Raw genomic sequence first — 24,962 nt, forward strand, 5'->3', positions numbered from 1 at the left:
CTCGGGTCGAGCCCGGACTGCGGCGCCGATACTAGGCACTTCCCTTTAGGGCAGGAAATGATCGGTTGCTCACTTAACATCACGGATTCGAACGATTGACAAAGACGACCTGTCCGGGCGGGTCATCGGTCGCCAGAACCTAGAATCGCGCCCCATGCCCGAGCAGCACGAACTCGTAATCCTTCTCGATGGCTGGCGCGGCTGGATGCCGCCTGAGCAACTGACGCCCCTGCTGGCTGGGGACTGGGAACCGTCTCCTTGCGAGAGCACCCCGGGGGTTGACCCCGGTTACAGCGTGATCGCAGGCCTCATGCACCTGCCGGATGAGCGCGCTGTGGCCCACCGAATCAGCGGTGCTTATGAGGCCACCCCCTGCCAATGGATGGCTGGCCGCGATCACGTGCTGTTGCAAGCCTCAAGCCCGCCAACCCAGGCCGAAGCATCCGCCTTGGCGAGCGCGGCTTCTGATGCGCTGGATGGCGTCGCCATACGCGTTGAGCCGGACGGGATCTGGTGTGTAGACGCGGGCTTCGACCTGCACGCGCCCGGCCCCCTGGGTGCGCTGGGCAGAAACGTGGGCGGTGTCCTACCCATGAGCAGCACACCGGTGGCCGCCAAGCAGTTCTTCAATCTGCTCCAGATGGTCTGGCACGAGCATCCGGTCAACGAAGCGCGCGCCAGAGCAGGAGTCGCGCCGATCAATGCCCTTTGGCTGAGCGGGCGACCACACGGAGCGATCGTCGATCCAGGCAGCACGTCGGCCACATTGATTCAGTCCAGCGGCCGCCGCGCACGCCGTCTTGCAAGCTCGCTTCAGACCACCGCCACAAGTGCCTCCGGCCACACCGTGCTGTGGCTGGAGTCCGTGCGCGATGCCCTGCTCAGCGGCGAGACCTCCCTCAGCGCAGCCGTGCGTGAAGATCTCGCTTCACTGGCACAGGCACTTGCCAGTCCGCTGGCTGCGGGGCAGGTCTCCCTCATCATCACCGGGCCTGATGGCGCGCGGCGGCTGCGCCGTCGGGCCGCGCCATCAGGCCTCAAGCGTCTCGCAAAGCTGTTGGGTCAGCGCACAGCCCCGGCCAAGCTGGCAGCACACCTGTTCGAATGAGCCGCATCCAACTCAGTGTCCGGCCCATACCGGAACGCGCCCGCCTCATGCTCGAACAGCAGGGCCTGCATCCGCTGTTGGCGCGCCTCTACGCGGCCCGCGGCCTTACCGACGCTGCTGAGGCCAGTGCCCTGCTCAAGCACCTGCTGGCTCCCGCGCAGCTTGACCACGCCGAGGATGCCGCGCACCTTCTGGCAGATGCCATCGAGCGCGGAGAAAAGCTTTGCGTGGTGGCTGACTATGACTGCGACGGCGCGACTGCGTGTGCTGTGGCCGTACGCGGCTTGCGCATGTTGGGCGGGATTGTCGATTTCATCGTGCCCAACCGCTTCGAGACCGGCTACGGCTTGTCGCCCGACGTCGTGAAGCTGGTGGAACAGCATCCGCGGCTAGGCAAACCCGACTGGATCATCACGGTGGACAACGGGATCGCCAGCGTGGATGGCGTCGACGCCGCCAATGCTCGCGGCATCCGCGTGCTGGTCACGGACCACCATCTACCCGGCCCTGCCCTGCCTGCGGCCGCCTGCATCGTGAACCCCAACCAGCCCGGCTGCGGCTTTCCGAGCAAGCATCTCGCCGGTGTCGGCGTCATGTTCTATGTGCTCCTGGCCGCTCGGGCTGAGTTGCGCAGCCGTGGTCGCTTCAATGAATCGACGCAGCCCCGGCTGGACAAGCTGCTGGACCTGGTGGCGCTGGGCACGGTGGCGGATGTGGTGCGCCTGGACGCCAACAACCGCCGCCTCGTGGCGCAGGGGCTGGCCCGCATGCGCAGCGGCCAGATGCAAGCGGGCGTGGCTGCGCTGTTCAAGGTGGCGGGTCGCAGTGCCGCCACGGCAAACACCTTCGATCTCGGCTTTGCGCTCGGGCCGCGCATCAACGCCGCGGGTCGGCTGGCGGACATGAGCCTGGGGATCGCCTGTCTGCTCGCCGATGATGATGCGGCGGCATTCGGGCTGGCCCAGCAGCTGGACTCAATCAATCGCGAGCGCCGCGACATCGAAGCCGAGATGCAGGACGTGGCGCGTCTGTTCATCGAACAGGATGGCCTGGCCGATCGCGCTGGCATCGTGCTGTATGACGCTGCATGGCACCAGGGCGTGGTCGGCATCGTCGCCGGCCGCATCAAGGAGCGCTTTTGGCGGCCGACGATTGCCTTTGCCCCTGCATCCGATGCGCCTGCTCAGGGTGCCATGGAGTTGCGCGGCTCCGGTCGGTCCATCCCCGGCCTGCATCTGCGCGACGCGCTGGATCTCGTCTCCAAGCGCCTGCCCGGCGTGATCCGAAAGTTTGGCGGCCACGCGATGGCGGCGGGCCTGACCATTCTGGACGAGCATGTGGAGGTATTCGGTGAGGCCTTCGAAGCCGTGTGCCGAGAGTGGCTGGACGAAGCCGCGCTCACACGCCGACTGGAGACCGACGGGCCGCTGCCTCTGCCGCTGATGCAGCCGGAAACGGCTGATCTGATTGACGCCCAGGTCTGGGGTCAGGGCTTTGCCGCGCCGGTGTTCTGCGACACCTTTGAGGTGCTCAACCAGCGACTGCTCAAGGAACGGCATCTGAAGCTGGCGCTGCGCAAGGGCAATGCCGGGTTTGACGCGATCTGGTTCAACCACGCCGACACCCTCCCCGCGCGCGCGACGATTGCCTTTCGCCTGGTGCACGACCGCTACATGGGCGCCAGCCGCCTGCAGCTGCAGATCGAGCACGCCGAACCGGCTTGACAGCCTCGCTTCGGCCCGAGCGCTGCGGCGCAGCAAGCGGCGCCGGCGCAGGTAAACTTCAGGGTTTCCTCTCCCAGACAGAAGAACATCGTGGAAGCCGAACGCATCAATGCCCTGTCGAACCGGATCGCGGACCTCGCTGCGCGAACCGCTGATCTACGGAGGTATCTTTGACTTCGACCACAAGCAAAGCCGCCTGACCGAAGTCAATTCCGTTCTCGAAGACCCAAACATCTGGAACGACCCCAAGCGTGCCCAGGAACTGGGCAAGGAAAAGCGCTCGCTTGAAGGGGTGGTCTTCCCTGTCGCCGCGCTGGAAACCCAGCTGCGAGACGCGCGCGACCTGTTCGACCTATCCGCCGAAGAGAACGACGATCCCACGCTCGAAGCCATCGAGCAGGACGTGGCCAAGTCCGCCGCCATCGTCGAAGACCTCGAATTCCGTCGGATGTTCAGCAACCCGATGGACCCGAGCAACTGCTTCATCGACATCCAGGCCGGCGCTGGCGGCACCGAGGCCTGCGACTGGGCCAGCATGTTGCTGCGCCAGTACCTGAAGTACTGCGAGCGCAAGGGCTTCAAGGCCGAGGTGCTCGAGGAAACTCCGGGCGATGTTGCCGGTATCCGCTCCGCCTCCATCAAGGTGGAGGGCGAATACGCCTTCGGCTTTCTGCGCTCGGAGACCGGCGTGCATCGCCTCGTGCGCAAGAGCCCTTTCGACTCATCGGGTGGCCGGCACACGAGCTTCGCGTCGCTGTTCGTCTATCCGGAGGTGGATGACTCGATCGAGATCGAGATCAACCCGGCCGATGTGCGTACCGACACCTTCCGCGCCAGCGGTGCGGGCGGCCAGCACATCAACAAAACGGACTCCGCCGTCCGACTCACCCACATCCCCACCGGTATCGTCGTGCAGTGCCAGAACGATCGCTCGCAGCACCGCAACCGCGACGAAGCCTGGCAGATGCTCAAGAGCCGGCTCTATGAGCACGAGATGCGCAAGAAGCTGGCCGAGCAGCAAAAGCTCGAGGACAGCAAGACCGACGTGGGCTGGGGGCACCAGATCCGCAGCTACGTGCTGGACCAGAGCCGCATCAAGGATCTGCGGACCAACGTGGAAATCTCCAACACGCAGAAGGTGCTGGATGGCGACCTCGACGCCTTCATCAGTGCCAGTCTGAAGGAAGGCATCTGATGAACGCCGTTCTCCGCGCTGCCGCGCTGACCGCCCTGCTCTGGCTGATTGCGGCGACTACGCCTTCTGCCCAGGCCCAGGCACTGGAAGACCCTTTCGTCGGCCGCAGCTTTGCCGAGCTGCTTGCGCGCGATGACTTCGGCAGCGCCTACCGCGCGGCCGTGCAGCGCACGCCGGTGGGCCGCGCAGCATGGCCCATGAAGGACGCCGGCTTGCCGCCCAGCAGCGTCGTCACGCTGAGCAACAGCAGCCAGTTCGTGCGCACGGCCACCTGCGGCCGCCCGCGTTGCGACGCCAATAGCGCACAGGTTTTCTACAGCCGTGCAGATGGCCGCATCTTCGTGTACCTCACCGTCGGTGGCCGCGGCGGCTGGACCGGCGCGCCGGATACCTTCGTGCGCCAGGAACTGCTCAAACACCTTCAGCAGCCGCGCTAGGCGCACTTCCCGCGCCCGACGCATCCTCTTGCCCCGGGACCGGCCCGAGAGCCATCGACTTCGGGCCCATTGATCGCTCGACCCCTACGACTGCCGTCCATGAACACCGAAGCACAAAGAAACGAATCCACCAGCACGCCCGCCGCCGATGAAAACCAGCTGATGGCCGAACGCCGTGCCAAGCTGGCCACCTTGCGCAGCCAGGGCGTGGCCTTCCCGAACGACTTCGTGCCCGCTGACCGCGCAGCCGACCTGCAGGCCAGGTACAAGGACGTCACCCGCGAGCAGATGGAAGCCGGCACACCGGTGGAAGTCAGCGTCTCGGGCCGCATGATGCTCAAGCGCGTCATGGGCAAGGCCAGCTTTGCCACCATCAAGGATGGCACGGGCACCATCCAGTACTTCGTGAACATCGCCGGCGTGGGTGACGCGGCCTATGAGGCCTTCAAGCACTTCGATCTGGGCGACATCGTGGCCGCGCGCGGCACGCTGATGCGCACCAAGACCGGTGAGCTCTCGATCAACTGCACTCAGGTGCGCCTGCTGTCCAAGAGCCTGCGCCCCCTGCCGGACAAGTTCCACGGTCTGTCCGACACCGAGGCCCGGTACCGCCAGCGCTATGTGGACCTGATCGTCAACGACGAGACGCGTACGACCTTCATCGCGCGCAGCAAGATCATGAACGCCATCCGCAGCTTCATGACGGCCAACGGCTTCCTGGAAGTCGAGACGCCGATGATGCAGCCCATCCCCGGCGGCGCGGCTGCCAAGCCCTTCATCACGCACCACAACGCGCTCGATCAGGCCATGTACCTGCGCATCGCGCCCGAGCTGTATCTGAAGCGCCTGATCGTCGGCGGCTTTGAGCGTGTCTTCGAGGTGAACCGCAACTTTCGCAACGAAGGCGTGAGTCCGCGGCACAACCCCGAGTTCACGATGATGGAGTTTTACGCGGCCTACACCGACTACCACTGGCTGATGGACTACACCGAGAACGTGATCCGCGAGGCGGCACTCGCTGCGCGCGGCACCACGCTGCTCAGCTACCAGGGCAAGGACGTCGATCTGGGCAAGCGCTTCGACCGCCTGACCATCGTCGAGGCGATCCAGAAGTACGGCCCTGAAGGCGGCCACGTCTACACGACCGAGCAACTGGCCGACGCCGCCTTCCTGCGCGCCGAACTGAAGAAGCTCGGCGCCCACGTGGACGGCCCGCAGCTCAAGAACGCCGCGGTCGGTGCGCTGCAGCTCGCGCTGTTTGAAGAAGTGGCCGAGAGCCGCCTGTGGAACCCGACTTACATCATCGACTACCCCGTGGAAGTCTCGCCCCTGGCCCGCGCGTCGGACACCCGCGAAGGCATCACCGAGCGCTTCGAGCTCTTTATCGTCGGCCGCGAGCACGCCAACGGCTTTTCCGAGCTGAATGACCCGGAAGATCAGGCCGCACGCTTCCACCAGCAGGTTGCTGCCAAGGATGCCGGTGACGACGAAGCCATGTTCTTCGACCACGACTACGTCCGCGCGCTGGAATACGGCATGCCACCCACAGGCGGCTGCGGCATCGGCATTGATCGCCTCGTGATGCTCCTGACCGATCAGCCCAGCATCCGTGACGTGATTCTGTTCCCGGCGCTCAAGAAGGAAGACTGAGCGCGCCCTCAGGCTCACACCAACAGCAATGGATCAAAATCGGCCTCGCTTTGAAGACCCTGCAAGCGTGCTGAGACCCGCACCAAAAAAGCGGAAACTGGATGTCGACCCGATTTGTTTAGTGCATTTTCGGCCATAGAATGACATAGCGATCGGGGCACACACCCCGGGAAAGGTACAGACCGTGGACCCGATCGTGCTGTTCTTCCTGCTGGGCATGTTTGCCCAGTTCGCCAAGAGTGATCTCAAGCTCCCCGAGGCGCTGACGGATTCGATCTCGATCTACCTGCTGCTGGCGATCGGCCTGAAGGGCGGCGTGACGCTGCACAGCGCGCAGGTACCGGGCCTCGCAGCCAAGGTGATTGCCGTCATCGTGCTGGGTGCGAGCATCGCGCTGATCGCTTACGCCGTGCTGCGCACGCTTCGCTTCGAGAAACTGGACGCCGCCAGCCTGTGCGCCCACTACGGCTCGGTCAGCGTCGTGACCTACGCCGTCTGCATCGACTACCTTGCGGCACGCCAGATTGCCGTGGAGGCCTATACGCCGATGTTCGTGGCGCTCATGGAAGCGCCAGGCATCATCGTCGGTGTGCTGCTGGCGCGGCTGGCCGACCGCGGCCCCGGCCCGCACCCCACCGCAGACCAGAGCTGGGGGCAGGTGATGCACGAGGTCTTCCTGAACAAGGGCGTGCTGCTGCTGCTCGGCGGCCTGACGATCGGCGCCATCGCCGGCCCGGACCGACTCAAGCCCTTCTTCCTGCTCTACAACGACCTCTTCAAGGGCATTCTCGGCCTGTTCCTGATCGCACTGGGCATGCAGGCTGCCGCGCGCCTGAAGGACGTGCTGCCCTACGGCGCGCGGCTCATCGGCTTTGGCATCGTGGCGCCGGTGATGTTCGGCGCCATCGGCGTGTTCACCGGCTCGCTGCTGGGCTTGTCCATCGGCGGCATGACGGTGCTGGGGACGCTGGCTGCCAGCGCCAGCTACATCGCCGCCCCTACCGCCATGCAGGTCGCGGTGCCTCAGGCCAACCCGGCGCTGGGCATTGGCGCCGCGCTGGGGCTGACCTTCCCCTTCAACATCGTGGTGGGCGTACCGCTGTATCACCAGATGGCCAAGCTGCTGGCCGGCTGAACGCTCGTCAACGCAGCTCTTGCATCGGCTGGCCGAGGCCGCTGCGCGCCAGCCAGTCAAAGACCGAATCCGCCGTGACCGTCTCGATGCGGTCAGAGAAGCGCTTGGCATTCGGGTGATCATCAAAGGCAATGTTCGCCCGAGTCACCCGCCCACCCAGGCGCGTCAATGCGTCGATGCGGAGCGTTGTGGGCTCGTAGCCCTGCGCCATGAGCCAGCCCTGTGCGCGCTGCCGCGAGTCCGCAGTCGGCGTCACCGCCCAGGCGAGGGTTTCGATCGCCCACTGATTGCTCTGCTGGTAGCGCGTGGCCCAGGGGTAGGCCAGCATGTTGTAGCGGCGCTCGTTCACACGCTGCAGACGGCCGTTGTCCTGCAGTACCGGCAGCAGCGCGGCCTGTACATCAGGCCGCAACACCGCATAGCCAGCGCGGTATTCAAACGGGTCATCCAGGAAGAACTCGCCCAGGCCCTGCCGGTACAAGGCCGCGTGGTCTGTGCCGCATTGATTGAGCTTGTGCGCCACCCGCCAGGGCTGGCCCGGCGCACTGCGATAGGCCAAGCCGATGTGCGACCAACGTAGCCCCCATTTGCGCAGATCCTGCCCACTGCGGGCGATCACCACCACGTTGGCGCCTGTGGCATCGAGCGCCTGGGCAGTGCGCTCGGCCAGATTCATGCCCTCGCGCATGGCATGCACACTCTTGGGCTTGGTCTCGCAGGTACGGCCAGCGTACGCAGCACCGGGCAGCGCGGCCAGCAGGCTGCCGCACAGGGCGGCAGCCGTGAGCATTCGACTCAGCATGCAACCCCCGTTCAGTAAGTGATGCGCTCGTTGTAGAGCAGCGCCCGGCCGATCTCGTTGGGCACGAAGGCGATCGCCTCGCTCGCAGTGGAGAGCACATAGCCCGTGGAGAGCGCCGTCACCATGATTGCACTGCCAACGGCCACCGCGGATCCTTCGAGTACCCGGCCGGAGAAGCGCAGCGTCGCCCTCGCACCATCCGATGCGCGCTCCAGCACGATGACCGTGCCCGCCGCCGAGGCCTGGACCGACACCACGGTGAGCGCCACACCGCCAGCAAGGATCATGACCGGCGCCGCCACACTCACCGCCACAGGCAACAGGGACAACGCGCTCGCATCGGACAGATCGCTCTGCGCCTGGACGCTCTGTAGGGATAAGACCGCGCTGATGGCAAGCACCGCACCTGCCCGCTTGAATTGGTACATCACACCCATGATCTGGACTCCTTCTGACATGGTCTTGCGTTACTGGGACTCAGCGCGCTGACGCATGCCGTCCAGACGCGCTTGCTGGATTTCGGCTTCGTGTGCATCGCGCAGGGTCTTGGCCAGCGTGAAGGCGTTCGAGATCAGGAACAGCCAGCTCACGCCCAGAAAGGCCTTGTAGGTCGGGTTGATGCTCATGTTGGCGAGGCCCCAGCCGGTGAGCGCCATCGCAGCAGCAAAGCCACCCCAAGCCACCATCGACCACATCGGGGTGTCGCTCTTCTTGTTCTCGTTGTCGCGGATGAACTTAGCCAGCGAGAAGGCTGCGGCCAGGCAGAACACATAGCCCATGATCATGAACGCACGGTCGATGTCGGCCCCCGGCAGGTAGGCCAGGCCGGTGCCGCACAGCACCACCGCGAGGAAGAACGAGATCCAGACCTGGGCGCGCCAGGCCTTGGTGTCGCGGCGCACGATGGTGATCACGTTGGAGTTGCTCATGGAGCGTCTGCCTTTCGCCCGAACTGGGCTGTTGAAGATGGACGCAGTGTGTGCGGCGCCTCCCCATGCGGCAATGTCACGCTGTGACAGTGCCGCGCAGCGCGACAGACCGGTGCAGGGCGTGATACCGGCCGCCATAGAATGAGCCTCCCGAAGAAGCAGCTCCGGAGCGACGCCTTGCAGCGCACTTTTGACGTTCTCATCATTGGCAGCGGCCTGGCTGGCCTGACCACCGCCCTCACCTTGGCCGCCAAGCGCAAGGTGGCCGTGCTCTCAAAGCGCGAGCTCGTCAGCGGTTCAAGTGACTGGGCCCAGGGCGGCATTGCCGCCGTGATGAGCGAAGAAGACTCCACCGACAGTCACTTTGAGGACACCATGGTGGCTGGCGCGCAATTGAGCGACCGCGACGCCGTGCGCTTCGTGGTGGACAACGGCCAGAGCGCCATCCAGTGGCTGGTGGACCAGGGCGTGGAATTCACCACCGAGAACGACGAGCTGCACCTCACCCGCGAGGGCGGCCACAGCTACCGCCGCATCGTGCACGCGGCCGATGCCACGGGCCACGCCATCCAGAAGCGCCTGACCGAGCTGGCCGCCCAGCACCCCAACATCACGGTGCTGGAACACCACATCGCTGTGGACCTCATTACCGGCAAGCACGTGGGCCGCCTGCGCGGCAACCTCAGCCGCGCCGAGGCGCGCAGCTGCCACGGCGCCTATGCGCTGAACATCAAGACGGGTGAGGTGAGCGCCTTGCGCGCCTCGCAGACGGTGCTGGCCACAGGTGGTGCGGGCAAGGTGTACCTGTTCACCACCAACCCGGATTCATCCACCGGGGACGGAATTGCCATGGCCTGGCGTGCGGGCTGCCGCGTGGCCAACATGGAGTTCATGCAGTTCCACCCGACCTGCCTGTTCCACCCGGCGGCCAAGAGTTTCCTGATCACCGAGGCGGTCCGCGGTGAAGGCGGCATCCTGCGCATCCCACCCAAGAACGGCGAGCCCTGGCAGAACGGCCACCGCTTCATGCCCGAGCATGACGAGCGTGCCGAACTGGCACCGCGCGACATCGTCGCCCGCGCCATCGACTACGAGATCAAGAAGCGCGGCCTGGACTATGTGCACCTGGACATCACGCACAAGGGCGCAGACTTCATCAAGGCGCACTTCCCCACCATCCATGCCAAGCTGCTGAGCTTCGGCATCGACATGACCACCCAGCCCATCCCGGTGGTGCCCGCCGCGCACTACACCTGCGGCGGCGTGGTCACGGATCTGGCCGGCCGCACCGACATCACGAATCTGTATTCCATCGGCGAGTGCGCCTACACCGGCCTGCATGGCGCCAACCGGCTGGCATCGAACTCGCTGCTGGAATGCGTGGTGTTTGGTCGTTCGGCTGCAGAAGACATTCTGGGCCGCGAGCGCAGCGACGCCGCTGCGGTGCCTGATTGGGACGAAAGCCGCGTGACCGATGCCGACGAGGAAGTCGTCATCACCAACAACTGGGACGAGCTGCGCCGCTTCATGTGGAACTACGTGGGCATCGTGCGCACCACCAAACGCCTGGAGCGCGCGGCCCACCGCATTGCCCTGCTGCGCCAGGAGATCGACGAGTTCTACGGCAGCTTCCGCGTGACCCGCGACCTGCTGGAACTGCGCAACCTGGTGGACTGCGCAGAACTCATCGTGCGCTGCGCCCTGGAACGCCGCGAGAGCCGCGGCCTGCACTTCAGCGTGGACTATCCGGGGACGGCGCCGAAGGCGTTGCCGACGATTGCGGTGCCGCGCTAGACGAACCAGCTCGCGATTAGTGCGTCGAGCTTGATGATCCCGATGGCACTAACCAGGAAGATGACGCCACCCGCAATGTCGCCGATGGAGCGCAAAGGCTCTTCGGTATCTGCCGACACCATCAACGCGGGGATGCTATTCATGCGCGGCCAAATGTACGCAGGGGCTTGAAGGCAACGCTTGCCAAGATATTGAGCACCCCAGAGCAAGCCGAGGATGTGTAGACCCTTCGCCGCCTTGATGTGCTCGATGTCGATCAGAGAACCAGCGACGATCAGAATCAACGTAACGATCCAGACCAGCAACATGCATGCGAGCCGAACCCCAGAAGGGCTGGCGCTGCTAGGGTCAGATGTAGCTTGATCAGTCTTCACGCCGGCCCAATCCCGCCCGTCTGCGCTGATGACACCGCTGCCGCACCACGTGACGCAGTGATCCCCGCCTTCACCGCAAAGTCCAGCATCCGATCAATCGGTAGCTTGGCACGGGTGGCGATGGCGGGGTCGATGTGGATCTCGTTGGTGCCGCTCTTAAGCACAGCCAGTGTGTTGCGCAGGCCGTTCATGGCCATCCAGGGGCAGTGGGCGCAGCTCTTGCAGGTGGCACTCTTGCCGCTGGTGGGGGCCTCGATGAAGACCTTGCCGGGGTTCTGGGCGCGCAGCTTGTGCATCATGCCGTTGTCGGTGGCGACGATGAACTCCGTGGCGTCCAGCTCGCGCGCGCCCTTGAGGATCTGGCTGGTGGAGCCGACCACATCGGCCATGGCCACCACCTCGCGCGGGGATTCCGGGTGCACCAGCACCTTGGCCCTCGGGTGCTGCTTCTTGAGTTCGGCCAGCTCGAAGCCCTTGAACTCGTCGTGCACGATGCAGCTGCCCTGCCACATGAGCATGTCTGCGCCCGTCTGCTCGGCGATGTAGCCGCCCAGGTGCCGGTCTGGCGCCCAGAGGATCTTCTTGCCCTGCTCTTTCAGGTGCCGCACGATCGGCAGCGCGATCGATGAGGTCACCATCCAATCGGCACGCGCCTTCACGGCGGCGCTGGTGTTGGCATAGACCACCACGGTGCGGTCCGGGTGCTGGTCACAGAAGGTGGCAAAGTCCTCGATGGGGCAGCCCAGGTCCAGCGAGCAGTTGGCTTCCATCTCGGGTACCAGCACGCGCTTGTCCGGGCTGAGGATCTTGGCGGTTTCGCCCATGAAGCGCACGCCGGCCACCACCAGGGTCTTGGCCGGATGGTCGCGGCCGAAGCGCGCCATCTCGAGTGAATCACTGACGATGCCGCCCGTTTCCTCAGCAAGATCCTGCAGATCGGGGTGAACGTAGTAGTGCGCCACCAGCGCAGCATCGCGCGCCTTCAGCTCCGCGGCGATTGCGGCCTTCAATTCAGCGCGCTCGGCCTGGCTGGGCTCGTTGGGCACGCTTGCCCAGGCATGGGCGGTGCTGATCTTGCCGAACTTGGGCAGATCGAAGTCGATGACCTTGCGTTCTTCGGTTGCGGTGTTCATAGATGCACCATGCGCATGGAAAAGTCGGTGGCACGGACATGCTTGGTCAGCGAACCGATGCTGATGCGATCCACGCCCAGTTCAGCATAGCCACGCACGGTGTCGAGCGTCACATTGCCGGACACTTCCAGCTCTGCGCGGCCTGCATTGATGGCGACCGCGTCACGAATCCGCGCGGGGTCCATGTTGTCCAGCATGATGAGCGGAGCGCCTGCGGCCAGTGCCTCGCGCAGCTGGTCGAGTGTTTCCACCTCGATCTGCAGCAGCGCCGGACGGGCGCCCGCGGCGATCGCAGCTTGGGCTGCTTGCATGGCAGCCGTCACACCGCCTGCGGTGGCAATGTGGTTTTCCTTGATCAGGATGCCGTCGTACAGGCCGATGCGGTGATTGGTGCCGCCGCCCACCCGCACCGCGTACTTCTGCGCCAGCCGCAGACCGGGCAGGGTCTTGCGCGAGTCCACAATCTTGCACTGCGTACCCGCCACAGCCTGCACGTAGGCCGAAGTGGCGGTGGCCGTGCCGGACAGCAGCTGCAGGAAGTTCAGCGCGGTGCGTTCGGCCGTGAGCAGGCTGCGCGCCGCGCCTTCGATCGTGACGATCGTCTGGTTGGGCTGCATGAGCGCGCCCTCCTCGACCTGCCACTGGGGCAGCAGCTGCGGGTCCACGGCGCGCATGACGGCATCGAACCAGGGGCGTCCACAGAGGATCGCCGCCTCGCGGCTGATCACGGTGGCGCGGGCGCGGGCCGTGGCTGGAACGAGGCCGGCAGTGAGGTCGCCTGCGCCGACGTCCTCGGCCAGCGCGCGAGCCACATCAGCGGCGATCGATTCGGCGGGAGGAAGCTGGAAGCGACTCATTCAAACCTCGTCGATCCAGGCCTGCTGGATGGCCTCGAGAATCTTCTCGCCGGAGCGGTTGGCGTCATCGTCAAAGCCGGGCAGCGCCATGACCCACCTGTGCAGGTCCGTGAAGCGGATGGTCTTGGGGTCAATGTCCGGATGCGCCTCAGTCAGCGCAATCGCGATGTCCTGGATGTCGGTCCACTTCATGCAAGCTCTCCGAAACAGAAGAACCGGAAACCGGTCTCGCAGTATCCATGCGGTTCTTCAGGGCATTTTGGCTGGAAACCCGCATGGATACTGCGGAAAGCACTTTTGATATGACGCCGCAGCGCCGCACCCTAGTGCCCTTCTTTGGCGTGGTTGATCGTGTACTTGGGAATCTCGATGGTCAGGTCTTCAGCGCCCACCTTCGCCTGGCACGACAAGCGCGACTGTGCCGACAGGCCCCAGGCCTTGTCGAGCATGTCCTCTTCCATATCGGTGGGCTCATTGAGCGAGTCGAAACCCTTGCGCACGATGATGTGGCAGGTGGTGCAGGCACAGACCATCTCGCAGGCGTGCTCGATCTCGACGCCGGCGGCGAGCAGGTTCTTGCAGATCGACAGGCCGCGCTGCGCCTCGATGGTCTTGCCCTCGGGTGCGTATTCGGGATGCGGCAGGATGGTGATGGTGGTCATGGGGATGCAGGTGTACGAGCCACGCGGCCCGCAGGGTGATCAGGCGCTCAGGCAATCTCGTCCAGGCGGCGGCCTTCCAGCGCGCGCTTGACGGCAGCGTTCATGCGGCGGGCGGCAAATTCTTCCGTGCCCTGGGCCAGGGCCTCAACCGCCTGCTTGATGGCGTCGGCATCGCGCCCGGCGCGGGCCGAGCGAACACTTTCGATCTGCGCCTGCACAGTCTGCTGCTCATCCTCGCTGAGCAGCTTCGCATCCGCCGCCAGCGCATTCTGAGTCGCTTCAATGATGCGGTCGGCTTCCACCTGCTGCTCGGCCAGCATGCGCGCGGCCATGTCGGCGTCTGCGGTGCTGAAGCTTTCGGACAGCATGCGGGCGATCTCGTCGTCTGCTAGGCCATAGCTCGGCTTGACCTGGATCTGGGCCTCGACGCCGCTGGTCTGCTCGCGCGCAGTCACATTCAGGAGGCCGTCGGCATCCACCTGGAAAGTCACGCGAATGCGGGCTGCGCCGGCGGCCATGGGCGGAATCCCGCGCAGCTCGAAGCGCGCGAGGCTGCGGCAGTCACTGACCAGCTCTCGCTCGCCTTGGACCACATGAATGGCCATGGCGGTCTGGCCGTCCTTGAAGGTGGTGAAGTCCTGCGCCATGGCGCAGGGGATGGTGCTGTTGCGCGGGATGACCTTCTCGGCCAGGCCACCCATGGTCTCCAGGCCGAGGGACAGCGGGATCACGTCCAGCAGCAGCCAGTCATCCTGTGCGGTCTTGTTGCCTGCGAGTACATTGGCCTGGATGGCAGCGCCGACGGCCACAACCTCGTCCGGATCGATGTTGGACAAGGCAAGCTGCTTGAAAAAGGTCTCCACAGCGCGACGCACCAGCGGCATGCGCGTGGCGCCGCCCACCAGCACCACACCCTTCACATCCTCGATGCGCAACTCCGCATCGCGCAGGGCCTTGCGCACGGGGGTGATGGTCTTGGTCACGAGCAGCTGCGTGATGGTCTCGAAGGTCTCGCGGTCAATGGCCACTTCGGCCACCGAGCCGTCGGGCTTGCGGATCGGCACGAAGGCGCGCGTCTGCGTCGAGAGTGACTCCTTGGCCTGCCGGCAGGCCATGAGCAGCGCACGGGTGGCCTGCGGCGAGAGCTGATCCACCGAGACCTGCGCACAGACCCAGTCGAAGATCGCGCGATCAAAGTCATCCCCACCCAGGGCGGAGTCGCCACCCGTGGCGAGCACCTCGAACACACCACGCGAGAGCTTCAGGATCGAGATGTCGAAGGTGCCGCCGCCCAGGTCGTAGATGGCGTAGATCCCCTCGGCTGCGTTGTCCAGGCCATAGGCCACGGCAGCGGCGGTCGGTTCATTGAGCAGGCGCAACACATTCAGGCCGGCGAGACGTGCGGCGTCCTTCGTGGCCTGGCGCTGCGCATCATCAAAGTAAGCGGGCACCGTAATCACGGCACCCACCAGCTCGCCGCCAAGCGCTTGCTCGGCGCGTTCGCGCAAGGTCCGCAGAATCTCGGCACTCACCTCCACCGGGCTTTTCTCTCCGGCCGCCGTGCGCAGCTTGACCATGCCCGGAGCGTCGACAAACTCGTAGGGTGCGCGCGACGCCAACGCGTCGGCCAGACCGCGCCCCATGAAGCGCTTGGCTGAAATGATGGTGTTGTGCGGGTCCTGCGAGGCACGCGCCAGCGCCTCGTGCCCCACGAGGTCCGCGCCATGGGCGGTGTAGTGCACCACGCTTGGCAGCAAGGGACGCCCTGCGCTGTCCGGCAGCACTTCCGCCACGCCACTGCGGACGGTTGCCACGAGCGAGTTGGTCGTGCCCAAATCAATGCCGACCGCCAGACGGTGCTGGTGCGGTGCGGTGGATTCGCCGGGTTCGGCAATCTGCAGGAGGGCCATGGTTACTTGAGTGCTTCCGGACAATCGATCTTGCGAATCTGGTCGAAGTCCTTGTCTTGATAGCAGGCGTCGCAGCGAGACCGATCGCAGATTTCACAGTGAGTTTTGAGGACAACTTCGTAGCATTGGCCCGCTTGAATAAACGGTGACCGCATAGTGATCCACGTCTCTCGACCATCAAGCATGCGCGCCTTCGTCTGAATGAGTCCTACCCTATCAGGTCCAAGTAATGTGACCGAACCAACTCGTGCGGATGCCAGCCCGGGGTTATCGCCGTAGATTGAAGTCTTTTTGATCGATGAGACCTCGACTGCTTTTACGGTCAATACGAGTGGAGTCTCACGCGGCAACGCTCGCTGTGTCTGATAGGACGTTGCACAACCCGAAAAAAGCACAATCACCAATGCCAAAAGTCCATGCAAGCGCGTCATCTCTTCCCCGGCAAACATCGATCACTGAGTCAGCAGTGCGTCCTCAGCATCACGAACATCGGAAGCAAATTTGTCGATGAACATGAGCTCGCGTACCAAACGTGCGGCCACTTGAAGCTGCGCACAGTCATCAAGAGCAGCGGCAAGCAAGTTGATCGTACCTAGTCGGCATTCTTCCACTGTGTTTATCAAGCCGAAGATCGCCCTTTGATCGTGACGCGCTACGGCGTCATCGAGAGTCTCACGCCATTCCATCTGCTGCATGAGAAACGCAGGCGGCATGGCCGTGTTGGACTCCGCCTGAACATCCACACCCGCCAGCTTGAGCAGGTACTGCGCGCGCTTGATCGGCTGCTTGAGCGTCTTGAAGCCTTCATTCGCTGCCGTAGCCCACTGCATGGCCACGCGCTGCTGGGCATCGCCAGCGGCGGCATGCCGATCCGGATGCACGCGGGCCTGCACCTCACGGTAGGCAGACTCCAGCTGCACCAGATCCACGCGAAAGCTGCGCGGCAGCCCGAACAGGGCGAAGAAGTCGTTCAGATCGGACGGCGCAGCGTTCAAGGGCGAAGCTCAGAAATGAAAACGCCCGCAACCTCAGGCGGCGCGGGCGCAGATCTTGGATCCAGTCAGACCCGGAAGGACTCTCCGCAGCCGCAACGATCCTTCTCGTTGGGGTTGTTGAACTTGAAGCCCTCGTTCAGGCCTTCGCGCGTGTAGTCCAGCTCCATGCCTTGCAGATAGGGCAGGCTCTTGGGGTCCACGAAAATCGCCACGCCGTGCGACTCGAAGCGCGTGTCCTCGCTCGAGGTTTCGTCCACGAACTCAAGCTTGTAGGCCATGCCGGAACAGCCGGTCGTGCGCACACCCAAGCGCAGCCCGACGCCCTTGCCACGCTTGGCCAGGAACTTCTGCACGTGCACTGCCGCCCGCTCGGACAGCGTGACTGCTGCTGGCGCCTGCGCAACTTCCGGTGCGTCGATCACTTCAGCCATTTCAGGCAGCCTGCTTCTGTTCAGCCGCCTCGCCAGCCTCGCCGTGCTTGGCCTTGTAGTCCTGCACCGCAGCTTTGATGGCGTCTTCGGCCAGGATGGAGCAGTGAATCTTCACCGGCGGCAGCGCGAGTTCTTCGGCGATCTGGGTGTTCTTGATGTCAAGCGCCTGATCCAGGCTCTTGCCCTTGACCCACTCAGTGATGAGCGAGGACGAGGCGATCGCGGAGCCACAGCCGTAGGTCTTGAACTTCGCGTCTTCGATCAGCCCGGTGCTCGGGTTGACCTTGATCTGCAGCTTCATCACGTCGCCGCAAGCGGGTGCGCCCACCATGCCGGTGCCCACGCTGTCGTCGCCCTTCTCGAAGGAGCCGACGTTGCGGGGGTTTTCGTAGTGATCGATGACTTTTTCGCTGTAGGCCATGTTGAATTCTCCGAAAGCTGTCGATGGTTCAGGGGCTGGGCGTCAATGCGCAGCCCACTGCACGGTGTTCAGGTCGATGCCGTCCTTGTGCATCTCCCAGAGCGGAGACAGATCACGCAGCTTGGCAATTTTGCTCTTGAGCAGGTTGATGGCGAAGTCCACGTCTTCTTCAGTGGTGAAGCGGCCGATCGTGAACCGGATGGATGAGTGGGCCAGCTCATCGCTGCGGCCCAGCGCGCGCAGCACATAGCTGGGCTCCAGGCTGGCCGAGGTACAGGCCGAGCCGGAAGACACGGCGATGTCCTTGATCGCCATGATCAGCGACTCGCCTTCGACAAAGTTGAAGCTCATGTTGAGGTTGTGCGGCACACGCTGCTCGAGGTCGCCATTGACGTAGGTTTCCTCGATCTGCGACAGGCCCTTGACGAGGCGATCACGCAGCATGCGGATGCGCTCAATCTCCGTGCCCATCTCCAGCTTGGCCAGACGGAAGGCCTCGCCCATGCCAACGATCTGATGGGACGCCAGCGTGCCCGAGCGCAGGCCGCGCTCGTGGCCGCCGCCGTGCATCTGCGCCTCGAGGCGCACGCGCGGCTTGCGGCGTACGTACAACGCGCCAATGCCCTTGGGGCCGTAAGTCTTGTGCGCGGTGAAGGTCATGAGGTCGACCTTCATCTTCTCCAGATCAATTTCGACCTTGCCCGTGGCCTGCGCAGCGTCGCAGTGGAAGATGATGCCCTTCTCGCGACAGATCTCGCCGATACCGGCGATGTCCTGGATCACGCCGATCTCGTTGTTCACGAACATGACCGACACCAGGATCGTGTCCGGCCGGATGGCAGCGCGCAGCTGGTCCAGCGTAATCAGGCCGTTTTCCTGCGGCTGAAGGTAGGTAGCTTCAAAGCCCTGGCGCTCCAGCTCACGGAATGTATCGAGCACAGCCTTGTGCTCGGTCTTGACCGTGATGATGTGCTTGCCCTTGTCCTGATAGAAGTGCGCCGCGCCCTTGATGGCGAGGTTGTTGCCTTCGGTGGCACCGCTCGTCCAGACAATTTCGCGCGGATCGGCATTGACCAGCGCGGCCACATGCTCGCGCGCCTCCTCGACGCCCTTCTCTGCCTCCCACCCATAGCTGTGACTGCGGGAGGCCGGGTTGCCGAACTGACCCGTCAGGTAAGGCAGCATCCTTTCGACAACGCGCGGGTCCACCGGCGTGGTCGAGCTGTAGTCCATGTATATCGGTGCTTTGAGCATGGCGTTCCCTCGGAGGATGTTCTTTTGTGGGTCTGGCTATGTACTGCTCAGGCGGCGATGCGTGCCGGTTCTGAGCGCATGTCCTGCATCACAACCGGTGCCTGCTGCTCCTGGCGCTGGCGTGCGACTTCCTTGTCCACGAGATCTTGAAGCGACACAGAATCCAGATAGTCGACCATCTTGTGGTTCAAGGTCTCCCAGAGATCGTGTGTCATGCACTGCCCGCGGCGGCCATTGGTGCCGGACTCGCAGTTCTGCTTGCCACCACAGTTGGTGGCATCCAGCGGTTCATCAACCGCATAGATGACGTCAGCCACGGTGATCTTGTCCATCGCACGCGCCAGCGTGTACCCGCCGCCGGGGCCGCGGGTGCTCTCCACGAGCTGGTGACGCCGTAGCTTGCCGAACAGCTGCTCCAGATAGGACAAGGAAATGTTCTGCCGATCCGAGATGGCCGCCAGCGACACCGGCCCGCGCGTCTGGCGCAGGGCAAGGTCAAGCATCGCGGTTACGGCGAAACGGCCTTTGGTGGTGAGTCTCATGCGGCACTTCCTTTGGGGCGACCGGCAGACCGAGGTCTGCTGGACAGCTGCTCCGAACCGCACCTTGCGAATTCCGAGCAAGCTTGTCGACATTATAGAGTCCGACTAATCCAATCGGGTTCCCGCCAAGAAAAAAGCCCGGAGTTCATCCGGGCCTTTTTGTCGCACCAGAAAGTGCATTGGATGCATCAGGCAGCGGCGTACATGTTGGCGCGCTTGCGCACCACATCCACGAGCCCCGAGCAGGCGTCTTCGACCAGGTCGAGTACCTTGGAGAAACCCTCCGGGCCGCCATAGTACGGATCGGGCACGGTTGCTTCTTCGTGGTCGCTCGCAAAGCGCATCAGGAGCATGAGCTTGTGCTTGTACTGCTTGGGGCAGATCTGTTGCAAAAGCGTCAAGTTATCCCAGTCCATCGCCAAGATGTAATCGAATTCGCGGAAGTCGTCGACCGTGATTTGGCGAGCGCGCAGATCCGTCACGTCGTAGCCGCGCTTGCGGCAGGCCGCCTGGGTTCGGGCGTCCGGCGCCTCACCCACGTGGTACGCGTGCGTGCCCGCGGAATCGATGCGGACTTCGGACTCGAGGTTGGCGGACTTGACCATGGCGCGGAACACGCCTTCTGCCGCGGGAGACCGGCAGATATTGCCCATGCAGACGAAGAGGATGCTCGTTTTCATAGTTTTGTCACTGTACGTGTTGCACCGCAAAAACTCAATAGTTTGGACGCCCCGGTCTAATGCAATTGCGACCGGATCACCCCTATTGACTTGGGCTCGCCGCTTCAGTTTCCAAGACGTTGATTTGACGGTTGAGACGAACGCCTAATCCACGACAAGCGCATGAGATGCACCTCAACGTCGAGCCGTCAGCGACACCACTGACCCCTCGGCACTTGCGCCGAACGCCTGCTCGCGCAGCACGCTGAGCTGATCGCGCAACTGAGCAGCCCGCTCGAATTCGAGATTGCGCGCGGCTTCCATCATGAGCTTCTCCAGGCGCTTGATCTCCTTGCCGAGATCCTTTTCGGACAACGTCTCGTAGCTCTTGCGCGCCTCGGCCGCCTTTTGCTCCTTGCGGCTGTCGGATTGGTTGAAGACGCCGTCGATCAGTTCCTTGACTTGTTTGATCACGCCACGCGGGGTGATGCCATGCTCGGCATTGAAAGCCACCTGTTTTTCGCGCCGGCGGTTGGTTTCCTCGATCGCCGCCTTCATCGAGTCGGTCACCACATCCCCGTACAGAATTGCCTTCCCGTTCAGGTTGCGTGCGGCCCGGCCGATCGTCTGGATCAGGCTGCGGCCGCTACGCAGAAAGCCTTCCTTGTCAGCATCCAGGATCGCCACCAACGAGACTTCAGGAATGTCAAGCCCCTCGCGCAGAAGGTTGATGCCGACGAGTACATCGAACATGCCCAGACGCAGGTCTCGAATGATCTCCACGCGCTCAACGGTGTCGATATCGCTGTGCAAGTACCGCACCTTGACTCCGTTCTCGCTCAGAAAGTCCGTCAGATCCTCGGCCATCCGCTTGGTGAGCGTCGTGACCAGCACGCGCTCGCCCTTGTCCACTCGATCACGGATTTCGGAAAGTACGTCGTCCACTTGGGTGGAGGCCGGGCGCACCTCGACTGTCGGGTCGATCAACCCCGTAGGGCGCACCACCTGCTCGACAGTGTTGTCGGCTCGCTTGGTCTCATAATCCGCTGGCGTGGCCGACACGAAGATGGTCTGAGGCATCTTGCGCTCAAACTCCTCGAACTTCAGCGGCCGGTTGTCCATGGCGCTGGGCAGTCGGAACCCATACTCGACAAGCGTCTGCTTGCGGGATCGGTCACCGTTGTACATGCCGTTGAGCTGCCCCATCATGACGTGACTCTCGTCGATGATCATCAGCGCATCGTCAGGGAGATAGTCGATCAAGGTAGGCGGAGGGTCGCCTGGCTTGGCGCCGGAGAAATGCCGGCTGTAGTTCTCGATACCCTTGCAGAAACCCAGCTCCTGGAGCATTTCCAGATCAAAGCGCGTGCGCTGCTCGATGCGCTGCGCCTCGACAAGCTTGTTCTCCTTCACGAAGAAATCCAGCCGTTCGCGCAGCTCGTCCTTGATGGTCTCGATCGCGCGCAACACCGTGGCCCGAGGCGTGACATAGTGCGAGCCCGGGTACACCGTGAAGCGCGGGATCTTCTGGCGGGTTCGGCCGGTCAGCGGATCGAAGAGGGTGATGGAGTCGATCTGGTCATCGAAGAGCTCGATGCGGATGGCCAATTCCGCGTGCTCTGCCGGAAAGATGTCAATCGTGTCGCCACGCACTCGGAAGTTTCCGCGGGTGAAGTCCAGGTCCGTTCGCGTGTACTGCATCGCGACCAGGCGCGTGATGACGTCGCGCTGACTGAGCTTGTCGCCCACGCGAAGGATCAGGATCATCGCGTGGTACTCGGTCGGGTTGCCGATACCGTAGATGCAGCTCACGGTGGCCACAATCACCGTGTCGCGCCGCTCCAGCAGGCTCTTGGTCGCTGACAGCCGCATCTGCTCGATGTGCTCGTTGATCGAGCTGTCCTTCTCGATGAACAGATCGCGCTGCGGCACATAGGCTTCGGGCTGGTAGTAGTCGTAGTAGCTGACGAAGTACTCCACCGCGTTCTGTGGGAAGAACTCCCGCATCTCGGCATACAGTTGCGCAGCCAGCGTCTTGTTCGGCGCGAGCACGAGGGCCGGACGCCCCATCTGCGCGATCACGTTGGCCATGGTGTAGGTCTTTCCCGACCCGGTCACCCCCAGCAGGGTCTGAAAGCTCAGGCCATCGCGGATGCCGTCCACCAGCCCGGCGATTGCCATGGGCTGGTCGCCCGCCGGTGGAAAGGGCTGGAACAGGCGAAACGGGCTATCCGGGTAGCTGACGAACTCGCCCACAGGAACCTCCACAGGTGCTTCAGCTGCGGGCGGAGGGGCATTGGAGGACGAGGCGCTCATGGGTGGTATGCACTTTCGGCATGAATCAGGCGCGGCGCACCGATAAAATGCGCTGCAGCGCAGCAAGTGAACGTTCGAGTGTAGGAAACATTCTTGCTGAAGGCTCCTGCCAGCCGCGTGTCAGGAGTCTGTGCCGCAGATGCGCGCAACGCTCGACGCCGCCCTCGCTCTTCAACTGCAAAACAGATCGCTCAACCCGCCGCCGGAGCCCCCATGTCTGCCTCGCTATTCGCCCAGGTCGAACTCGCCCCCCGTGATCCCATTCTTGGCTTGAACGAAGCCTTCAATGCCGACGCACGCGCGAACAAAGTCAACCTCGGCGTGGGCGTCTACTTCACCGACGAGGGCAAGATTCCTTTGCTGAAAGCCGTGCGCGAGGCTGAACGCCAGCGCCTGGAAGCCGCCGCAGCCCGCGGCTACCTGCCCATCGAAGGCATCGCGGCCTACAACCAGGCCGTGCAGGGTCTACTGCTGGGCAAGGACAGCCCGCTGATTACCGCAGGCCGCGTGATCACGGCCCAGGCGCTCGGCGGCACCGGCGCACTGAAGATCGGTGCGGACTTCCTCAATCGCCTCACGCCGGATTCGATTGTCGCCATCAGCGATCCAAGCTGGGAGAACCATCGCGCGCTGTTCGAAGGCGCCGGCTTCACCGTCAAGAACTACCGCTACTTCGATGCGGCCACCAGCGGGCTAGATTTTGCCGGCATGCTGGCCGACCTCAAGGCGCTGCCCGCCAAGAGCATCGTGGTACTGCATGCCTGCTGCCACAATCCGACGGGGGTCGACCTGAGCGCCGACCAGTGGAAAGAAGTTGTGGCGGCCTGCCAGGCGGGCGACCTGATCCCGTTCCTCGACATGGCCTACCAAGGCTTTGCCGAGGGCATCGAGCCCGATGGCGCAGCGGTGCGCCTGTTCGCCGATAGCGGCCTGTCGTTCTTCGTGTCCAGCAGCTTTTCCAAGAGCTTTTCGTTGTACGGTGAACGCGTCGGCGCACTGTCCATCATCACGGGCAGCAAGGACGAAGCGGCCCGCGTGCTGAGCCAGGAAAAGCGCGTGATCCGCACCAACTATTCCAACCCGCCCACCCACGGCGGCACGGTCGTGGCCACGGTATTGAACTCGCCGGAACTGCGCGCGATGTGGGAGGCGGAACTGGGTGAAATGCGCGATCGCATCAAGCTCATGCGCAACCAGTTCGTGAACAAGCTCGCAGCCAAAGGCGCCAAGCGCGACTTCAGTTTTGTCAATCGTCAGCGCGGCATGTTCAGCTACACCGGCCTTTCGGCCGCCCAGGTCGAACGCTTGCAGAAGGAGTTCGGCATCTACGCAGTCTCCACCGGCCGGATCTGTGTCGCCGCGCTGAACAGCAAGAACATCGACGCCGTGGTGGATGCCGTGGCTGCCGTGCTCTGAGCCTTGCTCAATTTGAGCGAGTCCAAATCATCAGCTATACTTTTGGACTTCGTTGATCCCCGATAGCTCAGTCGGTAGAGCGCCGGACTGTTAATCCGTAGGTCCCTGGTTCGAGCCCAGGTCGGGGAGCCAGATCAAGAAAAGCCCGCCAATCGGCGGGCTTTTTGCATTGGCGAAAAAGTTTCTGCAGATCGCTTCGGAAGGCTAGAGCATTGCGCAATCCGAACCACCCACACATTGCGCTGCACCCGGATCGCCCCACCAGCACGCTTAAGCCCGCCCGTCAGTGCGGGCTTTTTGTCGGAAATGACTTCATCGCATCTCCGCAAGAACATTGCCAGGATAGGTTTTTGCGCAAAAACTGTATAAAAACACAGTAATCTGAAATCCTCCTTCTGGCGCGCCATGTCTGCTCTCACGCCATCTGCACGGCAAGCCTCACTGTTCTTGTCGGTTGCCCCGCCCGCTACTCCAGCACCTGCGCAGGCAATCGATCGCTCGAGACTACCCGCGCAGGTCTGGCCGGCCCACATGCTGGCGCAGCAGGCGCAGGCCTGGCCCTCCGGGCACACGGCGCTGGATGCGCAGCTTCCAGGGGGAGGTTGGCCGCTGGATGGGCTGGTTGAGCTGCTGCAGGATGCGCAGGCGCTGGGCACAGGGGCTTCGGTCTGGCAGTTGCTGGCGCCAACGCTGGTCAGTCGCATGGCGGATCGGCCAGGAGTGGTAGTGCTGGTGAATGCGCCTCATGCGCCATTTGGTCCGGCGCTGCGGGCTCGCGGCATCGACAGTGAACGGTTGATCTGCGTACAAGCTGATAGCGCCCAAACCCGACTCTGGGCTGCCGAGCAGGCGCTGCGCTGCGCTGATGCACTTGCCGTGCTGGCCTGGCTGCCGCAAGCCAGACGCATGCAGTTGCAGCGCCTCAATGTGCTTGCGAAGGACAAGCTGCTGTTCGTGATGCGCGAGGCACGCGCACGCTATGAGGCATCTCCGGCACCGCTGCGCCTGTTGATTCAAGGGGGTGATCGGCTGGAACTGCAGTTGCTCAAGCGTCGCGGCCCGCCTTGTATTCAGCCTGTTGCCCTGACCGCCTTGCCGGAACGGCTGCGCGCCCTGCTGGCTTCGCGACGGCGGCCAAGTGAACCGGCGCGGCCGCTTGCCATCGCCCTGCCGGATACGGCCCTGCCCTTGCAAACCGTGCCACAGGAGCATTGATCC

27 protein-coding genes and 1 tRNA gene are annotated in these 24,962 nt (G+C 63.6%); 10 read left to right on the forward strand and 18 right to left on the reverse strand.

Annotated elements, in window-relative coordinates; translation table 11 throughout:
• The first annotated feature begins 154 nt into the window (after window positions 1–154).
• The 6 genes from ACMDW7_RS10005 (at window position 155) to ACMDW7_RS10030 (ending at window position 7,249) form a co-directional block, all read left to right on the forward strand.
• Window positions 155–1,108: a hypothetical protein gene (locus ACMDW7_RS10005; RefSeq protein ID WP_377300993.1), complete on the forward strand. Its 954-nt coding sequence runs from the start codon at window positions 155–157 to the stop codon at window positions 1,106–1,108.
• Window positions 1,105–2,832 carry a single-stranded-DNA-specific exonuclease RecJ gene (recJ, locus tag ACMDW7_RS10010; RefSeq protein WP_377300992.1) on the forward strand — a complete coding sequence of 576 codons (1,728 nt, stop codon included), beginning with the start codon at window positions 1,105–1,107 and terminating at the stop codon, window positions 2,830–2,832. Before ACMDW7_RS10005 ends, recJ begins: the two co-directional genes overlap by 4 nt.
• A gap of 90 nt (window positions 2,833–2,922) precedes the next feature.
• Window positions 2,923–4,027 (forward strand): peptide chain release factor 2 gene (prfB, locus tag ACMDW7_RS10015; protein WP_377300990.1). Its coding sequence is split into 2 segments (ribosomal slippage): window positions 2,923–3,003 and window positions 3,005–4,027, totalling 1,104 coding nucleotides; the frame shifts between segments, so codons are not numbered across the junction.
• Complete coding sequence (locus ACMDW7_RS10020; RefSeq protein ID WP_377300988.1) at window positions 4,027–4,464, forward strand: hypothetical protein; 438 nt, start codon at window positions 4,027–4,029, stop codon at window positions 4,462–4,464. The genes prfB and ACMDW7_RS10020 overlap by 1 nt, the downstream gene beginning before the upstream one ends.
• 99 nt (window positions 4,465–4,563) lie before the next feature.
• Entirely contained in the window at window positions 4,564–6,114 is a 1,551-nt protein-coding gene (gene lysS, locus ACMDW7_RS10025; protein ID WP_377300986.1) for a lysine--tRNA ligase, read from the forward strand.
• 184 nt (window positions 6,115–6,298) lie between these two features.
• The gene (locus ACMDW7_RS10030; protein ID WP_377300985.1) at window positions 6,299–7,249 is read left to right on the forward strand and encodes a sodium-dependent bicarbonate transport family permease; all 951 of its coding nucleotides are present in this window, start codon (window positions 6,299–6,301) and stop codon (window positions 7,247–7,249) included.
• Window positions 7,250–7,256: 7 nt separating this feature from the next.
• Here the strand turns inward: ACMDW7_RS10030 and ACMDW7_RS10035 are convergent, their stop codons facing one another.
• Genes ACMDW7_RS10035 through ACMDW7_RS10045 form a run of 3 tightly spaced genes read right to left on the reverse strand, consistent with a single transcriptional unit; the run spans window position 7,257 to window position 8,980 of the window.
• A complete protein-coding gene (locus ACMDW7_RS10035) occupies window positions 7,257–8,051 on the reverse strand; it encodes a DUF2145 domain-containing protein (RefSeq protein WP_414859542.1) in 795 nt (264 codons plus the stop codon).
• Window positions 8,052–8,062: 11 nt separating this feature from the next.
• Window positions 8,063–8,509, reverse strand: a complete 447-nt coding sequence (locus tag ACMDW7_RS10040; RefSeq protein WP_377300981.1) for a hypothetical protein — start codon at window positions 8,507–8,509, stop codon at window positions 8,063–8,065.
• A 9-nt stretch (window positions 8,510–8,518) separates the two neighbouring features.
• The gene (locus ACMDW7_RS10045) at window positions 8,519–8,980 is read right to left on the reverse strand and encodes a YiaA/YiaB family inner membrane protein (RefSeq protein ID WP_377300979.1); all 462 of its coding nucleotides are present in this window, start codon (window positions 8,978–8,980) and stop codon (window positions 8,519–8,521) included.
• 177 nt (window positions 8,981–9,157) lie between these two features.
• Here ACMDW7_RS10045 and nadB point away from each other — a divergent pair, with 177 nt between their 5' ends.
• Window positions 9,158–10,774 carry an L-aspartate oxidase gene (gene nadB / locus ACMDW7_RS10050; RefSeq protein ID WP_377300977.1) on the forward strand — a complete coding sequence of 539 codons (1,617 nt, stop codon included), beginning with the start codon at window positions 9,158–9,160 and terminating at the stop codon, window positions 10,772–10,774.
• Here nadB and ACMDW7_RS10055 read toward each other — a convergent pair.
• From ACMDW7_RS10055 to uvrB, 14 genes are all read right to left on the reverse strand, one after another.
• Window positions 10,771–11,082 carry a hypothetical protein gene (locus ACMDW7_RS10055; protein ID WP_377300975.1) on the reverse strand — a complete coding sequence of 104 codons (312 nt, stop codon included), beginning with the start codon at window positions 11,080–11,082 and terminating at the stop codon, window positions 10,771–10,773. The two genes, nadB and ACMDW7_RS10055, sit on opposite strands and share 4 nt — an antisense overlap.
• A gap of 62 nt (window positions 11,083–11,144) precedes the next feature.
• On the reverse strand, window positions 11,145–12,281 hold the full coding sequence (gene nadA, locus ACMDW7_RS10060; RefSeq protein ID WP_377300973.1) for a quinolinate synthase NadA: 1,137 nt from the start codon (window positions 12,279–12,281) through the stop codon (window positions 11,145–11,147).
• Window positions 12,278–13,138, reverse strand: coding sequence for a carboxylating nicotinate-nucleotide diphosphorylase (gene nadC / locus ACMDW7_RS10065; RefSeq protein ID WP_377300971.1), 861 nt, complete (start codon window positions 13,136–13,138; stop codon window positions 12,278–12,280). Before nadC ends, nadA begins: the two co-directional genes overlap by 4 nt.
• Window positions 13,139–13,330: a Fe-S cluster assembly protein IscX gene (gene iscX, locus ACMDW7_RS10070; RefSeq protein ID WP_377300969.1), complete on the reverse strand. Its 192-nt coding sequence runs from the start codon at window positions 13,328–13,330 to the stop codon at window positions 13,139–13,141. It lies immediately after the preceding gene.
• A 131-nt stretch (window positions 13,331–13,461) separates the two neighbouring features.
• Window positions 13,462–13,800 carry an ISC system 2Fe-2S type ferredoxin gene (gene fdx / locus ACMDW7_RS10075; RefSeq protein ID WP_054125274.1) on the reverse strand — a complete coding sequence of 113 codons (339 nt, stop codon included), beginning with the start codon at window positions 13,798–13,800 and terminating at the stop codon, window positions 13,462–13,464.
• Between the two features lie 47 nt (window positions 13,801–13,847).
• Entirely contained in the window at window positions 13,848–15,710 is a 1,863-nt protein-coding gene (gene hscA, locus ACMDW7_RS10080) for a Fe-S protein assembly chaperone HscA (protein WP_377300967.1), read from the reverse strand.
• A 2-nt stretch (window positions 15,711–15,712) separates the two neighbouring features.
• Window positions 15,713–16,159, reverse strand: coding sequence for a hypothetical protein (locus tag ACMDW7_RS10085; RefSeq protein WP_414859543.1), 447 nt, complete (start codon window positions 16,157–16,159; stop codon window positions 15,713–15,715).
• 3 nt (window positions 16,160–16,162) lie between these two features.
• On the reverse strand, window positions 16,163–16,705 hold the full coding sequence (hscB, locus tag ACMDW7_RS10090) for a Fe-S protein assembly co-chaperone HscB (RefSeq protein WP_377300965.1): 543 nt from the start codon (window positions 16,703–16,705) through the stop codon (window positions 16,163–16,165).
• A 65-nt stretch (window positions 16,706–16,770) separates the two neighbouring features.
• A complete protein-coding gene (gene iscA, locus ACMDW7_RS10095) occupies window positions 16,771–17,136 on the reverse strand; it encodes an iron-sulfur cluster assembly protein IscA (protein ID WP_377300963.1) in 366 nt (121 codons plus the stop codon).
• 1 nt (window position 17,137) lies between these two features.
• The gene (iscU, locus tag ACMDW7_RS10100; RefSeq protein ID WP_377300961.1) at window positions 17,138–17,557 is read right to left on the reverse strand and encodes a Fe-S cluster assembly scaffold IscU; all 420 of its coding nucleotides are present in this window, start codon (window positions 17,555–17,557) and stop codon (window positions 17,138–17,140) included.
• 42 nt (window positions 17,558–17,599) lie between these two features.
• Window positions 17,600–18,811 carry an IscS subfamily cysteine desulfurase gene (locus tag ACMDW7_RS10105; RefSeq protein WP_377300959.1) on the reverse strand — a complete coding sequence of 404 codons (1,212 nt, stop codon included), beginning with the start codon at window positions 18,809–18,811 and terminating at the stop codon, window positions 17,600–17,602.
• 47 nt (window positions 18,812–18,858) lie between these two features.
• Window positions 18,859–19,353, reverse strand: a complete 495-nt coding sequence (gene iscR, locus ACMDW7_RS10110) for a Fe-S cluster assembly transcriptional regulator IscR (RefSeq protein ID WP_054125280.1) — start codon at window positions 19,351–19,353, stop codon at window positions 18,859–18,861.
• 188 nt (window positions 19,354–19,541) lie between these two features.
• Window positions 19,542–20,033, reverse strand: a complete 492-nt coding sequence (locus ACMDW7_RS10115; RefSeq protein WP_377300957.1) for a low molecular weight protein-tyrosine-phosphatase — start codon at window positions 20,031–20,033, stop codon at window positions 19,542–19,544.
• 174 nt (window positions 20,034–20,207) lie between these two features.
• Window positions 20,208–22,328 carry an excinuclease ABC subunit UvrB gene (gene uvrB / locus ACMDW7_RS10120; protein ID WP_377300955.1) on the reverse strand — a complete coding sequence of 707 codons (2,121 nt, stop codon included), beginning with the start codon at window positions 22,326–22,328 and terminating at the stop codon, window positions 20,208–20,210.
• 213 nt (window positions 22,329–22,541) lie between these two features.
• Here uvrB and ACMDW7_RS10125 point away from each other — a divergent pair, with 213 nt between their 5' ends.
• A complete protein-coding gene (locus ACMDW7_RS10125; RefSeq protein ID WP_377300953.1) occupies window positions 22,542–23,744 on the forward strand; it encodes an amino acid aminotransferase in 1,203 nt (400 codons plus the stop codon).
• Window positions 23,745–23,800: 56 nt separating this feature from the next.
• Window positions 23,801–23,876, forward strand: a tRNA-Asn gene (locus ACMDW7_RS10130).
• A gap of 2 nt (window positions 23,877–23,878) precedes the next feature.
• On the opposite strand, the gene ACMDW7_RS10135 is transcribed toward ACMDW7_RS10130, so the two are convergent.
• Window positions 23,879–24,151 (reverse strand): hypothetical protein, encoded by a 273-nt coding sequence (locus ACMDW7_RS10135; protein ID WP_377300951.1) that lies wholly within the window; start codon window positions 24,149–24,151, stop codon window positions 23,879–23,881.
• On the opposite strand from ACMDW7_RS10135, the gene imuA reads away from it, so the two are divergent.
• Complete coding sequence (gene imuA / locus ACMDW7_RS10140) at window positions 24,150–24,959, forward strand: translesion DNA synthesis-associated protein ImuA (protein WP_414859544.1); 810 nt, start codon at window positions 24,150–24,152, stop codon at window positions 24,957–24,959. The two genes, ACMDW7_RS10135 and imuA, sit on opposite strands and share 2 nt — an antisense overlap.
• Window positions 24,960–24,962: the final 3 nt, after the last annotated feature.

Source organism: Piscinibacterium candidicorallinum, assembly GCF_047549485.1.
Taxonomy (GTDB): domain Bacteria; phylum Pseudomonadota; class Gammaproteobacteria; order Burkholderiales; family Burkholderiaceae_C; genus Piscinibacterium; species Piscinibacterium candidicorallinum.

What these genes read in the sequence shown, in the direction of transcription:
- ACMDW7_RS10005 (WP_377300993.1), top strand. Translation starts at nt 155, where the DNA reads ATGCCCGAGCAGCACGAACTCGTAATCCTTCTCGATGGCTGGCGCGGC.
- recJ (WP_377300992.1), top strand. Translation starts at nt 1,105, where the DNA reads ATGAGCCGCATCCAACTCAGTGTCCGGCCCATACCGGAACGCGCCCGC.
- ACMDW7_RS10020 (WP_377300988.1), top strand. Translation starts at nt 4,027, where the DNA reads ATGAACGCCGTTCTCCGCGCTGCCGCGCTGACCGCCCTGCTCTGGCTG.
- lysS (WP_377300986.1), top strand. Translation starts at nt 4,564, where the DNA reads ATGAACACCGAAGCACAAAGAAACGAATCCACCAGCACGCCCGCCGCC.
- ACMDW7_RS10035 (WP_414859542.1), bottom strand. Translation starts at nt 8,051, where the DNA reads ATGCTGAGTCGAATGCTCACGGCTGCCGCCCTGTGCGGCAGCCTGCTG.
- ACMDW7_RS10040 (WP_377300981.1), bottom strand. Translation starts at nt 8,509, where the DNA reads ATGTCAGAAGGAGTCCAGATCATGGGTGTGATGTACCAATTCAAGCGG.
- ACMDW7_RS10045 (WP_377300979.1), bottom strand. Translation starts at nt 8,980, where the DNA reads ATGAGCAACTCCAACGTGATCACCATCGTGCGCCGCGACACCAAGGCC.
- ACMDW7_RS10055 (WP_377300975.1), bottom strand. Translation starts at nt 11,082, where the DNA reads ATGTTGCTGGTCTGGATCGTTACGTTGATTCTGATCGTCGCTGGTTCT.
- nadA (WP_377300973.1), bottom strand. Translation starts at nt 12,281, where the DNA reads ATGAACACCGCAACCGAAGAACGCAAGGTCATCGACTTCGATCTGCCC.
- nadC (WP_377300971.1), bottom strand. Translation starts at nt 13,138, where the DNA reads ATGAGTCGCTTCCAGCTTCCTCCCGCCGAATCGATCGCCGCTGATGTG.
- iscX (WP_377300969.1), bottom strand. Translation starts at nt 13,330, where the DNA reads ATGAAGTGGACCGACATCCAGGACATCGCGATTGCGCTGACTGAGGCG.
- fdx (WP_054125274.1), bottom strand. Translation starts at nt 13,800, where the DNA reads ATGACCACCATCACCATCCTGCCGCATCCCGAATACGCACCCGAGGGC.
- hscA (WP_377300967.1), bottom strand. Translation starts at nt 15,710, where the DNA reads ATGGCCCTCCTGCAGATTGCCGAACCCGGCGAATCCACCGCACCGCAC.
- ACMDW7_RS10085 (WP_414859543.1), bottom strand. Translation starts at nt 16,159, where the DNA reads ATGTTTGCCGGGGAAGAGATGACGCGCTTGCATGGACTTTTGGCATTG.
- iscA (WP_377300963.1), bottom strand. Translation starts at nt 17,136, where the DNA reads ATGGCTGAAGTGATCGACGCACCGGAAGTTGCGCAGGCGCCAGCAGCA.
- iscU (WP_377300961.1), bottom strand. Translation starts at nt 17,557, where the DNA reads ATGGCCTACAGCGAAAAAGTCATCGATCACTACGAAAACCCCCGCAAC.
- ACMDW7_RS10105 (WP_377300959.1), bottom strand. Translation starts at nt 18,811, where the DNA reads ATGCTCAAAGCACCGATATACATGGACTACAGCTCGACCACGCCGGTG.
- iscR (WP_054125280.1), bottom strand. Translation starts at nt 19,353, where the DNA reads ATGAGACTCACCACCAAAGGCCGTTTCGCCGTAACCGCGATGCTTGAC.
- ACMDW7_RS10115 (WP_377300957.1), bottom strand. Translation starts at nt 20,033, where the DNA reads ATGAAAACGAGCATCCTCTTCGTCTGCATGGGCAATATCTGCCGGTCT.
- uvrB (WP_377300955.1), bottom strand. Translation starts at nt 22,328, where the DNA reads ATGAGCGCCTCGTCCTCCAATGCCCCTCCGCCCGCAGCTGAAGCACCT.
- ACMDW7_RS10125 (WP_377300953.1), top strand. Translation starts at nt 22,542, where the DNA reads ATGTCTGCCTCGCTATTCGCCCAGGTCGAACTCGCCCCCCGTGATCCC.
- imuA (WP_414859544.1), top strand. Translation starts at nt 24,150, where the DNA reads ATGTCTGCTCTCACGCCATCTGCACGGCAAGCCTCACTGTTCTTGTCG.
- ACMDW7_RS10135 (WP_377300951.1), bottom strand. Translation starts at nt 24,151, where the DNA reads ATGGCGCGCCAGAAGGAGGATTTCAGATTACTGTGTTTTTATACAGTT.